The sequence below is a fragment of the Streptomyces acidicola genome (genome assembly GCF_009377235.1).
GTDB lineage: Bacteria > Actinomycetota > Actinomycetes > Streptomycetales > Streptomycetaceae > Streptomyces > Streptomyces acidicola.
This window is the reverse complement of record NZ_VMNX01000268.1, coordinates 1-12,104: the sequence shown is the minus strand read 5'-3', so window position 1 is coordinate 12,104 and position 12,104 is coordinate 1. Positions and strand designations below refer to the sequence as shown.

Below are 12,104 nucleotides of genomic sequence, written 5' to 3'. Positions count from 1 at the left end.
ATCCCTCACCCCCGCCGCCGCGCCAGCCGAAGAACCCCTCACCGCGCCCAACGACCACCACCGGCAAAGGTCACACATTCGACAGAGAAACCCCTGTTCTCTTCCACGGCCCGCATATGGGCACAGCCCAGACACTCGCTCATGCGCACCAGAACACGCCCGTGCACAGTCAATCGCCAGCAGTACGCAACCCCTATGGCTACCTGGTCTGTGAAGTGGACCGGGAAAACGCTCCGGCCTCGTTCGAGGAGCTCTACGGAATTCCTGTGCCGCCCGGACTGCCGGAGTCCGCTCTGGTGCCACGAGCCGGGCGAGCATGAGCGAGCGGAAAACCTTGAGAGTATCCGTGGTCGTTCGCTGTACGTTGTTCGAGCGCGCCGAAGACGAGGCGCTCCCGTGGCCGGCGATCCGTAGCGCAGGGCTGCTACGACACGAGAAGGGCCACGCGTCGTGAGCACATATGCGCATCCTTCCCTCTCCGGGACCCATCGGCGTACCGCCACAATTGCACCCGATGTGCGTCGCGCTCCACGGTGCGACGAGGATTCGCAGCTCAGAAGGGTTTCGAGGGGTAACCACAGTGTTCCTGACGATCAGTACCACCGGCACACCGGAGCGCCCGGCGACCGATCTCGGTTTCCTGCTGCACAAGCATCCCGACAACGCGCAGGCGTTCTCCACCTCCTACGGCACGGCCCACGTCCTCTACCCCGAGGCGAGCGCCGAGCGCTGCACGGCCGCGCTGCTGCTGGAGGTCGATGCCGTGGCGCTGGTCCGGCGTGGCAAGGGCAAGGGCCGGGGCGGCGCCCCCGACGCGGCGCTCGCGCAGTATGTGAACGACCGCCCCTACGCGGCCTCCTCCCTGCTCGCCGTCGCACTGAGCGCCGTGTTCTCCAGTGCGATGAAGGGCACCTGCCGCGCCCGGCCCGAACTCCCGGGTGCCGTCCGCCCGTTGCGCGTCGAGATACCCGCGCTGCCCGCCCGCGGTGGCCCCGACCTGGTCGTCAAGCTCTTCGAGCCGCTCGGCTGGGCGGTGACCGTGGACGCCGTGCCGCTGGACTCCGAGTTCCCCGAGTGGGGCGACTCCCGGTACGTACGCCTCGTGCTGGAGTCGGAGGAGCGGACCCTGGCCGAGGCCCTTCGCCACCTGTACGTACTCCTCCCTGTCCTCGACGACGCCAAGCACTACTGGGTGGCGCCCGACGAGGTGGACAAGCTGCTGCGGGCCGGTGAGGGCTGGCTGCCGGACCACCCGGAGCACAAGCTGATCACCAGCCGTTATCTCGCGCGCCGCTGGTCGCTGACGCGCGAGGCCATGGAGCGGCTGGAGCTCGTACGCCTGGCCGAGACGGACGACAGCGAGGTCGAGGAGATCGACAACGCGGTCGAGGGGGAGAGCGAGACGGAGGAGAAGCCGACTCCGCTCGCCGTGCAGCGCAGGGACGCGATCATCGAGGCGCTGCGGTCCGCCGGGGCCGGGCGCGTGCTCGATCTCGGCTGCGGGCAGGGCCAGTTGGTGCAGGCACTGCTCAAGGACCCGCGGTTCACCGAGATCGTCGGCGTCGACGTGTCGGTGCGCGCCCTCACCATCGCCTCGCGCCGGCTGAAGCTGGACCGCATGGGGGAGCGCCAGGCCTCGCGCGTCACGCTCTTCCAGGGCTCGCTCGCGTACACCGACAAGCGGCTGACGGGATACGACGCCGCCGTGCTCAGCGAGGTCGTCGAGCACCTCGACCTCCCGCGGCTGCCCGCCCTGGAGTACGCGGTGTTCGGCTCCGCACGGCCCCGCACCGTGCTCGTGACCACGCCGAACGTCGAGTACAACGTCCGCTGGGAGAGCCTCCCGGCCGGGCACGTCCGGCACGGCGACCACCGCTTCGAGTGGACGCGCGCGGAGTTCCGCGCGTGGGCGGACGCGGTGGCCGAACGGCACGGGTACGGCGTGGAGTTCGTGCCCGTCGGCCCCGACGACCCCGAGGTGGGCCCACCCACCCAGATGGCCGTGTTCGCCCTGAACACCGCCACCACGAGGACCACGAACGAGAAGGAGGTGAAGGCGGCATGACGCAGAACCAGGAGCGGACCGAGGCGGTGCAGGGGCGCACCCTGCCCGTCACCGACCTCTCTCTCGTGGTGCTGATCGGCGCGTCCGGGTCCGGCAAGTCGACCTTCGCCCGCAGGCACTTCAAGACGACCGAGGTGATCTCGTCGGACTTCTGCCGCGGCCTCGTCGCCGACGACGAGAACGACCAGAGCGCCAGCCGGGACGCGTTCGACGTACTCCACTACATCGCCGGCAAGCGGCTCGCGGCCGGCCGGCGCACGGTCGTCGACGCCACGAGCGTGCAGCAGGAGAGCCGCCGTCAGCTCGTCGACCTCGCCAAGAAGTACGACGTGCTGCCCATCGCGATCGTCCTCGACGTCCCCGAGGAGGTGTGCGCCGAGCGCAACGCGGGCCGCACCGACCGGGCGGACATGCCGCGCAGGGTGATCCAGCGCCACACCCGCGAACTCCGCCGCTCCCTGCGGCATCTGGAGCGCGAGGGCTTCCGCAAGGTGCACGTCCTGCGGGGCGTGGAGGCGGTGGAGAACGCGACCGTCGTCACCGAGAAGCGCTTCAACGACCTCACCCACCTCACCGGCCCGTTCGACATCATCGGCGACATCCACGGCTGCTCGTCCGAACTGGAGGCACTCCTCGGGAAGTTGGGCTACGTCGACGGGGCGCACCCGGACGGCCGGACGGCGGTCTTCGTCGGCGACCTCGTCGACCGCGGCCCGGACACCCCGGGTGTGCTGCGGCGCGTGATGTCCATGGTCGCGTCGGGCGACGCCCTCTGCGTACCCGGCAACCACGAGAACAAGCTGGGCCGCTGGCTCAAGGGCCGCAAGGTCCAGCACACACACGGACTCGCCGAGACCGTCGAGCAGCTGGAGAAGGAGGACGACGCGTTCCGCACGCGGGTACGGGAGTTCGTCGACGGCCTGGTCAGCCACTACGTCCTCGACGGCGGCCGACTGGTCGTCTGCCACGCGGGCCTGCCCGAGAAGTACCACGGCCGTACCTCGGGCCGGGTACGCTCGCACGCCCTGTACGGCGACACGACCGGCGAGACCGACGAGTTCGGCCTGCCGGTGCGCTACCCGTGGGCGGAGGACTACCGGGGCCGCGCCGCGGTGGTGTACGGCCACACACCGGTGCCACAGGCCACCTGGCTCAACAACACCATCTGCCTCGACACGGGCGCCGTCTTCGGCGGCAGACTCACCGCGCTGCGCTGGCCGGAGCGGGAGCTCGTCGACGTACCGGCCGAACGCGTCTGGTACGAGCCCACGAAGCCGCTCGCCACCGAGGCGCCCGGCGGGCACGAGGGACGACCGCTGGACCTGGCGGACGTGCACGGCCGCAGGACCGTGGAGACCCGTCACGCGGGACGGATCGCGGTCCGCGAGGAGAACGCGGCGGCGGCCCTGGAGGTCATGAGCCGTTTCGCCGTGGACCCGCGCCTGCTTCCGTACCTGCCCCCGACGATGGCCCCCACGGCCACCTCCCACATCGAGGGCTACCTGGAGCACCCGGCCGAGGCCTTCGCGCAGTACGAGGCGGACGGGGTCGCGCGGGTCGTGTGCGAGGAGAAGCACATGGGTTCGCGGGCGGTGGCGCTGGTGTGCCGGGACGCGGCGGCCGCGGCTGACCGCTTCGGCGTGACCGGCGGCCCCACGGGCTCGCTGTACACGCGCACCGGGCGCCCCTTCTTCGACGACGGGGCGATGACGGAGGAGATCCTCGCCCGGGTGCGGCGGTCCGCGGACGCGGCAGGTCTCTGGGACGAGCTGGAGACGGACTGGCTCCTGCTCGACGCCGAACTGATGCCGTGGTCGCTGAAGGCGTCCGGGCTGCTGCGGGCGCAGTACGCGGCGGTCGGCGCGGCCTCCGGGGCGGCGTTCCCGGGTGCGCTGGCCGCGCTGGAGGGTGCGGCGGCGCGGGGTGTGGACGTGGGCGACCTGCTGTCACGGCAGCGTGACCGGGCCGCGGACGCGGCGGCGTTCACCAAGGCCTACCGGCGCTACTGCTGGCCGACCGAGGGCCTGGAGGGCGTGCGTCTGGCGCCCTTCCAGATCCTCGCGGTCCGGGGCCGGAGCCTCGCGGCCCTGCCCCACGACGAGCAGCTCTCCCTGATCGACCGTCTCGTCGAGCACGACGGCAGCGGCCTGCTGCAGACGACCCGGCGTCTCTTCGTGGACACGGGTGACGCGGAGTCCGTGCGGGCCGGGATCGACTGGTGGCTGGAGATGACCGGGCGCGGGGGCGAGGGCATGGTGGTCAAGCCCGCCGGGGCGGTGGTGCGATGGGGGTCCCCCCGCTCGAGCGAAGTCGAGAGTGGGGGAGGGAAGGGGCGTCTGGTCCAGCCGGGCATCAAGTGCCGTGGCCGCGAGTACCTGCGGATCATCTACGGCCCCGAGTACACCCGCCCCGACAACCTGGCCCGCCTCCGCCACCGCTTCCTGGGCCACAAGCGGTCCCTGGCCGTCCGTGAGTACGCGCTGGGCCTGGAGGCCCTGGACCGGCTGGCGGAGGGCGAGCCGCTGTGGCGCGTGCACGAGGCGGTGTTCGGGGTGCTGGCGCTGGAGTCGGAGCCGGTGGACCCACGGCTGTGAGGGGTGCCTCCGGGGCCGGCCAGGGCCTGTCGTCACATTCCCGCCTGCCCCGCGACGCCCGGCACGCACTCCCGCCGCACCGGGCGCAAGCCCAAGTACGTCCAGTACGAGGACTTCCGCCCGGCACGCCGGGAGCACGCACCAGACGCCGCGGGGCCGCCCTTCGGGCGACGACGGGAATGTGACGACAGGCCCTGGGACCGGCTCCGGTCGCCGAGCGTGGAGTGACGACGCGATCCGGCCGTTCGGGCGGGTGAACACCCGCCCGAATGGTCAGGATGGAGACATGGGATTCCACGTCGACTCCGAGGCCGGGCGGCTGTGCCGCGTCATCCTGCACCGGCCGGACCTAGAGCTCAAAAGGCTCACCCCGAGCAACAAGGACGCCCTCCTCTTCGACGACGTCCTGTGGGTGCGCCGGGCGCGCGCCGAACATGACGGGTTCGCGGACGTGCTCCGTGACCGCGGGGTCACCGTCCACCTCTTCGGCGACCTGCTCACCGACGTCCTGGGGATCCCTCAGGCCCGGACGCTCATCCTGGACCGGGTCTTCGACGAGAAGGAGTACGGGCCGCTCGCCACCGACCATCTGCGGGCCGCCTTCGACTCCCTGCCCACACCCGAGCTGGCCGAGGCCCTGGTCGGCGGGATGACCAAGCGGGAGTTCCTGGACGCGCACGCGGAGCCGGCCTCCGTGCGCTTCCACGTCATGGATCTCGACGACTTCCTCCTCGGCCCGCTCCCCAACCACCTCTTCACACGCGACACCTCCGCCTGGATCTACGACGGGGTCTCCATCAACGCCATGCGCTGGCCCGCGCGCCAGCGCGAGACCGTGCACTTCGAGGCGATCTACCGGCACCACCCTCTCTTCCGTGGCGAGACGTTCCACGTCTGGTCGGAGGGGCAGGCCGACTACCCGTCCACCATCGAGGGCGGGGACGTCCTCGTCATCGGCAACGGTGCCGTGCTCATCGGTATGAGCGAGCGGACGACGCCCCAGGCCGTCGAGATGCTCGCGCACAAGCTGTTCGCCGCGGGTTCGGCGGAGACGATCGTGGCGCTCGACATGCCCAAGCGGCGCGCCCTCATGCACCTCGACACCGTGATGACCATGGTCGACGGTGACGTCTTCACGCAGTACGCGGGGCTCGGCATGCTCCGCTCGTACACCATTGAACCGGGCGTCGGTGACAAGGAACTCAAGGTCACGGACCATCCGCCGGAGCACATGCACCGTGCGATCGCCGCCGCGCTCGGGCTGAGCGAGATCCGGGTGCTGACCGCGACGCAGGATGTGCACGCGGCTGAGCGGGAACAGTGGGACGACGGGTGCAATGTCCTCGCCGTGGAGCCGGGGGTGGTCGTGGCGTACGAACGGAACGCGACGACGAACACCCATCTGCGGAAGCAGGGGATCGAGGTGATCGAGATTCCCGGGAGCGAGCTGGGACGGGGGCGGGGTGGGCCTCGGTGTATGAGCTGTCCTGTGGAGAGAGGGGCTGTTGATGACTGAGGGAGTGGCCGCCCCGGCTCGCGTCCCTGGTGAGTTGCGCACGCCCCATCCCCGTATAGAAATGTGGCTTGTCGTATAGACTTCCAAATCTGTCCGTTGTTCGAGCAGCCAGCCCCCGTACCACAGGAGCCCTCATGGCGACCGTCCCGACCGCCCTCGCCGGCCGACCCTTTCTCAAGGAGCTCGACTTCACCGAGGTGGAGTTCCGTGGGCTGATCGAGCTGGCCGCCGAGCTCAAGGCGGCCAAGAAGGCCGGGACCGAGGTGCAGTACCTGCGGGGGCGGAACATCGCGCTGATCTTCGAGAAGACGTCGACGCGTACGCGGTGCGCGTTCGAGGTCGCGGCCGCGGACCAGGGGGCGTCGACGACGTACCTCGACCCGTCCGGCTCACAGATCGGCCACAAGGAGTCCGTGCGGGACACCGCCCGGGTGCTCGGCCGGATGTTCGATGCCATCGAGTTCCGCGGCGACAGCCAGGCCGCAGTGGAGGAGCTGGCCGCATACGCGGGCGTGCCCGTCTACAACGGCCTCACCGACGACTGGCACCCCACCCAGATGCTCGCCGAGGTGCTGACGATGCTCGAGCACTGCGACAAGCCCCTGACGGAGATCGCGTTCGCCTACCTCGGCGACGCCCGCTTCAACATGGGCAACTCCTACCTGGTCACCGGGGCGCTCCTCGGCATGGACGTCCGGATCGTCGCCCCCGAGGCCTACTGGCCCGCCGAGGACGTCGTCCGTGACGCGCGCAAACTCGCCGAGGTGAGCGGCGCCCGCATCACGCTCACCGAGGACGTCGCCGAGGGCGTCCGGGAGGCGGACTTCGTGGCGACCGACGTGTGGGTGTCGATGGGGGAGCCCAAGGAGGTGTGGAGCGAGCGGATCGGCGCGCTCGCCCCGTACGCCGTGACCATGGACGTGCTCCGCGCGACCGGGAACCCCGACGTCAAGTTCCTCCACTGCCTCCCCGCCTTCCACGACCTCGGCACCAAGGTCGGCCGCGAGATCCACGAGACGTACGGCCTGGAGTCCCTGGAGGTCACGGACGAGGTCTTCGAGTCGTCCCACTCCGTCGTCTTCGACGAGGCGGAGAACCGCCTCCACACGATCAAAGCGGTCCTCGTGGCGACACTCGCCCGCTAGCCCGCTCCGGTGGCCCGTCAGACCGGCCGACGCCGGTGGGGCGTCACCGGCAGGCGGAACCACACCGCCTTGCCCGAGTCGGTGGGGCGGTGGCCGCAGGACGCGCTGAGGGTGCGGATGAGGAGCAGTCCGCGCCCGTGCTCCTGCCAGGGGTCGGGCATGGCACGGTACGGGTGGGTGAGATCGCCCGGCGGCGCCGGGTCCGGATCGTGCACCTCGACCTGGCAGCCGGTCGGCAGCAGCTCCACGACCAGCTCTATCGGCCCGTTCCCCGCCGCGTGCTCCACGGCGTTCGCGACCAGCTCCGCGGTGAGCAGCTCCGCGGTGTCGCTGTCTGCCGCGTGTTCCAGCTCGGCCAGCGCCGTGCGGACGAGCGCGCGGGCGACGGGCACGGCCGCGACGGTGTGCGGCAGCGCGATGCGCCACGAGGCGGGAACAGGGCGTTCGTACAAGGCGGGTCCGTTCATGGAGCAGGAAGTCCTGCTTTCAACCTGGTGCATGGTACGGCGCGCTCCGGCAGCGTCCCTCGTCGGGCGCCGTACGGGGCCGTCGGCCCCGTTTGACAGGCGGCCCACCCCCGTCAACGCGCCGGCTCTCCCGAGTACGCCCACCGTTACCGGCCTGTCGAGGATTCGTGACCGAATTGCGGAGGATCTGCACCCAGTTCCGGGGTGTCGCGGCATCATCCGGGGGCATCGCGGCATCGTTCCGGGGTATCGCGACATCCTGACGACAGTCACACATCGGTGATAACTTCGAAGGCGTAGGCCCGTTCCCGTCGGAGGAGGCCGCCCCTCATGAGTCCCTTCACCGGCTCCGTCGCCCGCACCTCCGACTGGCACCATCTGCGGTGCACGGTCGACGACGGCGTCGCCACGATCACCCTCGCCCGCCCCGAGAAACTCAACGCGCTCACCTTCGGCGCCTACGCCGACCTGCGCGATCTGCTCGCCGAGCTGTCCCGCGAGAGGTCGGTGCGTGCCCTGGTACTGGCCGGGGAGGGGCGCGGCTTCTGCTCCGGCGGCGATGTCGACGAGATCATCGGCGCGACCCTGGCCATGGACACGGCCCAGCTCCTCGACTTCAACCGGATGACCGGGCAGGTCGTGCGCGCCGTACGGGAGTGCCCGTTCCCGGTGATCGCCGCCATCCACGGGGTGGCCGCGGGCGCCGGCGCCGTGCTGGCGCTGGCCGCCGACTTCCGGGTGGCGGATCCCACGGCCCGTTTCGCCTTCCTGTTCACACGCGTGGGGCTGTCCGGCGGCGACATGGGCGCCGCGTACCTGCTGCCCCGCGTCGTCGGGCTCGGGCATGCGACCCGGCTGCTGATGCTCGGCGAACCGGTACGGGCGCCCGAGGCCGAGCGGATCGGGCTGATCAGCGAGCTGACCGAAGAGGGCAGCGCCGACGAGGCCGCCCGCACGCTGGCCCGCCGCCTGGCCGAGGGCCCGGCCCTCGCGTACGCCCAGACGAAGGCGCTGCTGACCGCCGAGCTCGACATGCCACTCGCCGCCTCCGTCGAACTGGACGCCTCGACCCAGGCCCTGCTGATGAACGGCGAGGACTACGCGGAGTTCCACGCCGCGTTCACCGAGAAGCGCCCGCCGAAGTGGCGTGGGCGGTGACGGCATGAGGGTCGCGGTCATCGGCGGCGGTCCCGGAGGCCTGTACGCGGCGGCACTGCTGAAACGCCTCGACCCGTCCCGCGAGATCAACGTCTGCGAGCGCAACGCACCCGACGACACCTTCGGCTTCGGCGTGGTCCTCTCCGACGAGACACTCGGCGGGATCGAGCACGCCGACCCGGCCGTCCACGAGGCGATGAAGGCCGAGTTCGTGCGCTGGGACGACATCGACATCGTTCACCGGGGCATACGGCACACCTCCGGCGGCCACGGCTTCGCCGCGCTCGGCCGGAAGCGGCTCCTGGAGATCCTGCACGAGCGCTGTCACTCGCTCGGCGTCGAACTGCGCTTCCAGTCCGAGGCGCCCTCCCCGGCCAGGCTCGCGGAGACGTACGACCTGGTCATCGCCGCCGACGGCATCCACAGCGCCACCCGCGAGGCATACGCGGAAGCCTTCCGGCCCTCCGTCACCGAACACCGCTGCCGCTACCTCTGGCTCGCCGCCGACTTCGCCTTCGACTCCTTCCGCTTCGTGATCGCCGAGACCGAGCACGGCGTGATGCAACTCCACGGCTACCCCTATGCGGCCGACGCCTCCACCGTCATCGTCGAGATGCGCGAGGAGGTGTGGCGCGCGGCCGGGTTCGCGGAGGCGGACGAGCAGGAGTCGGTCGAGCGCTGCGCGAAGATCTTCGCGGACGCGCTCGGCGGACGCCCGCTCAGGTCCAACAAGTCCACATGGACCACCTTCCGCACCGTCGTCAACGAGCACTGGTCGCACGGCAACCTCGTCCTGCTGGGCGACGCCGCGCACACCGCGCACTTCTCCATCGGCTCCGGCACCAAGCTCGCCGTCGAGGACGCCCTCACCCTCGCCGCCTGCCTGGAGGAACAGCCCTCCCTGGCCGACGCCCTCACCGCCTACGAGGCCGAGCGGCGCCCCGTCGTCGCCTCCACCCAGCGTGCGGCACGGGCCAGCCTGGAGTGGTTCGAGAACCTCGGGCTCTACCTCGGCCAGCCCTCCCGCCAGTTCGCCTTCAACCTGCTCACCCGCAGCCGCCGCGTCACCCACGACAACCTCCGGCTGCGCGACCCCCACTTCACCGGGAACGTGGAGCGCGCGTTCGGCTGCCCGCCCGGCACACCTCCCATGTTCACCCCGTTCCGGCTGCGCGGCCTCACCCTGCGCAACCGCGTCGTCGTCTCCCCCATGGACATGTACTCGGCGGTGGACGGCGTGCCCGGCGACTTCCACCTCGTCCACCTCGGAGCCCGGGCCCTCGGCGGGGCCGGTCTCGTGATGACCGAGATGGTGTGCGTGAGCCCGCAGGGACGGATCACCCCGGGATGCGCCGGGCTGTGGTCGCCCCGGCAGGCCGAGGCCTGGCGCCGTGTCGTGCGGTTCGTGCACGCACAGGCACCGGGCACCGCCATCGGTGTCCAGCTCGGCCACTCCGGCCGCAAGGGCTCGACCAAACTGATGTGGGAGGGCATCGACGAGCCCCTGGAGGACGGCAACTGGTCGCTCGTGGCCGCCTCCCCGCTCCCGTACACACCGCGGAACCAGACCCCACGTGAGCTGACACGTGCTCAACTCACCGACATCCGGGAGGAGTTCTCGGGGGCCGCCTGGCGTGCCGCCCGCTGCGGATTCGATCTGCTCGAACTCCACTGCGCTCACGGCTACTTGCTCTCTGGCTTCCTCTCGCCCCTGACCAACCGCCGCACCGACCGCTACGGCGGCTCCCTCGACCACAGGCTCCGCTTCCCGCTGGAGGTGTTCGACGCGGTGCGGTCGGTGTGGCCGGAGGAACGGCCCATGACCGTCCGTATCTCCGCCACCGACTGGGCCGACGGCGGCACGACCGCCGAGGACGCCGTGGAGATCGCGCGGGCCTTCGCCGCGCACGGCGCCGACGCCGTCGACGTGTCCACCGGGCAGGTGGTCGCGGACGAACACCCCGAGTTCGGCCGCTCGTACCAGACGCCGTTCGCCGACCGTATCCGCCATGAGGTGGGCGTCCCGGTGATCACCGTGGGTGCGATCTCCTCCTGGGACGACGTCAACTCCCTGATTCTCGCCGGGCGTACGGACCTGTGCGCCCTGGCCCGCCCCCACCTCTACGACCCGAACTGGACGCTCCACGCCGCCGCCGAGCAGGGCTACCAGGGCCCGGGGGTGAGCTGGCCCGCGCCCTACCGCGCCGGCAGCAGGCCACCGCGGACGGGACGCGCGGACGCCCCCAAACCCCGGCTGACGCTGGGGAGTTGAGGGCGTCCACGAGGCAGCTGAAAGATCTACGACAGGTCGGCCATCCCCGCCGTCAGCGTCGAGCCGTCCGCCGGGTCGACCAGGATGAACGAGCCCGTGCGGCGTACGTCCGCGTAGTCGTCCAGCGCCAGCGGCTCGGCCGTGCGCAGGGTGATCCGGCCCAGGTCGTTCGCGGACAGTTCGGTCGCGCCGCCCAGGTCCTTCACGATCGCCTTCATGGTCCGCGTGGTGTGCCGGACCAGCACCCGGTCGCCGACCCGCAGCGGCCGTTCGGCCAGGTGGCAGGCGGCGGCCCGCACATCCTGCGTCAGCGTGGGCGCGTCCGTGCCGGCCGTGAGCATGTCGCCGCGCGAGACGTCCCGCTGGTCGGCCAGGCGCACGGTGATCGACTGCGGGGCGTACGCCGTCTCCACGTCGGTGCCGAGCACGTCGATGCCGGTGATCTCCGAGGCCTCGCCCGACGGCTGGACCGTCACCCGGTCGCCCACCCGCAGCGAGCCGGACACCAACTGGCCCGCGTAGTACCTGACTTCGTCGTGCCGGATCACATACTGGACGGGGAAGCGCGCCGGGGCGTCGGCGCTCTCCGCGCCCACCGGGACGTTCTCCAGGAACTCCAGCAGAGCCGGACCCGCGTACCAGTCCATGTGCGCCGACGGCTCCACCACGTTGTCACCGACGAGCGCCGACACCGGGATCGGAGTGAAGCCGGGCAGGCCCAGCTCCTCGGCGTAAGCCGCGAAGTCCTGGACGATGCGGTCGAACACCTGCTCCTCGTACGCGACGAGGTCCATCTTGTTGACGGCCAGGACCACGTGCGGGACGCGCAGGAGTGCGGCGATGGCGGCGTGGCGGCGGGTCTGTTCGACGACGCCGTTGCGGGCGTC

General features: G+C 71.0%; 8 protein-coding genes. 6 read left to right on the top strand and 2 right to left on the bottom strand.

The features are described from left to right. The first annotated feature begins 580 nt into the window (after positions 1 to 580). The 4 genes from FPZ41_RS39820 to argF all read left to right on the top strand — a co-directional run bounded on the left by FPZ41_RS39820 (position 581) and on the right by argF (position 7,320). Positions 581 to 2,065 (top strand): 3' terminal RNA ribose 2'-O-methyltransferase Hen1, encoded by a 1,485-nt coding sequence (locus FPZ41_RS39820; protein ID WP_322621329.1) that lies wholly within the window; start codon positions 581 to 583, stop codon positions 2,063 to 2,065. After that, positions 2,062 to 4,659 carry a polynucleotide kinase-phosphatase gene (locus tag FPZ41_RS39815; protein WP_152868886.1) on the top strand — a complete coding sequence of 866 codons (2,598 nt, stop codon included), beginning with the start codon at positions 2,062 to 2,064 and terminating at the stop codon, positions 4,657 to 4,659. The genes FPZ41_RS39820 and FPZ41_RS39815 overlap by 4 nt, the downstream gene beginning before the upstream one ends. 286 nt (positions 4,660 to 4,945) lie before the next feature. Continuing rightward, positions 4,946 to 6,175, top strand: a complete 1,230-nt coding sequence (locus FPZ41_RS39805; RefSeq protein ID WP_152868882.1) for an arginine deiminase — start codon at positions 4,946 to 4,948, stop codon at positions 6,173 to 6,175. Positions 6,176 to 6,309: 134 nt separating this feature from the next. Continuing rightward, the gene (argF, locus tag FPZ41_RS39800; protein WP_152868880.1) at positions 6,310 to 7,320 is read left to right on the top strand and encodes an ornithine carbamoyltransferase; all 1,011 of its coding nucleotides are present in this window, start codon (positions 6,310 to 6,312) and stop codon (positions 7,318 to 7,320) included. A gap of 17 nt (positions 7,321 to 7,337) precedes the next feature. Here the strand turns inward: argF and FPZ41_RS39795 are convergent, their stop codons facing one another. Further along, complete coding sequence (locus FPZ41_RS39795; protein WP_152868877.1) at positions 7,338 to 7,787, bottom strand: ATP-binding protein; 450 nt, start codon at positions 7,785 to 7,787, stop codon at positions 7,338 to 7,340. 330 nt (positions 7,788 to 8,117) lie between these two features. On the opposite strand from FPZ41_RS39795, the gene FPZ41_RS39790 reads away from it, so the two are divergent. Together FPZ41_RS39790 and FPZ41_RS39785 are read left to right on the top strand one after the other, a co-directional pair. Beyond that, on the top strand, positions 8,118 to 8,945 hold the full coding sequence (locus tag FPZ41_RS39790) for an enoyl-CoA hydratase family protein (RefSeq protein ID WP_152868875.1): 828 nt from the start codon (positions 8,118 to 8,120) through the stop codon (positions 8,943 to 8,945). Positions 8,946 to 8,949: 4 nt separating this feature from the next. Beyond that, positions 8,950 to 11,217, top strand: coding sequence for a bifunctional salicylyl-CoA 5-hydroxylase/oxidoreductase (locus tag FPZ41_RS39785; RefSeq protein WP_152868873.1), 2,268 nt, complete (start codon positions 8,950 to 8,952; stop codon positions 11,215 to 11,217). A 26-nt stretch (positions 11,218 to 11,243) separates the two neighbouring features. Here the strand turns inward: FPZ41_RS39785 and FPZ41_RS39780 are convergent. After that, the coding region (locus FPZ41_RS39780) for an elongation factor 1-alpha C-terminal domain-related protein (RefSeq protein ID WP_152868871.1) at positions 11,244 to 12,104 on the bottom strand (861 nt) is incomplete at its 5' end.

Bases quoted from the DNA above. Each gene is read 5' to 3' on its own strand.
- FPZ41_RS39790 (WP_152868875.1), top strand. From the start codon at position 8,118: ATGAGTCCCTTCACCGGCTCCGTCGCCCGCACCTCCGACTGGCACCAT.
- argF (WP_152868880.1), top strand. From the start codon at position 6,310: ATGGCGACCGTCCCGACCGCCCTCGCCGGCCGACCCTTTCTCAAGGAG.
- FPZ41_RS39815 (WP_152868886.1), top strand. From the start codon at position 2,062: ATGACGCAGAACCAGGAGCGGACCGAGGCGGTGCAGGGGCGCACCCTG.
- FPZ41_RS39795 (WP_152868877.1), bottom strand. From the start codon at position 7,787: ATGAACGGACCCGCCTTGTACGAACGCCCTGTTCCCGCCTCGTGGCGC.
- FPZ41_RS39805 (WP_152868882.1), top strand. From the start codon at position 4,946: ATGGGATTCCACGTCGACTCCGAGGCCGGGCGGCTGTGCCGCGTCATC.
- FPZ41_RS39785 (WP_152868873.1), top strand. From the start codon at position 8,950: ATGAGGGTCGCGGTCATCGGCGGCGGTCCCGGAGGCCTGTACGCGGCG.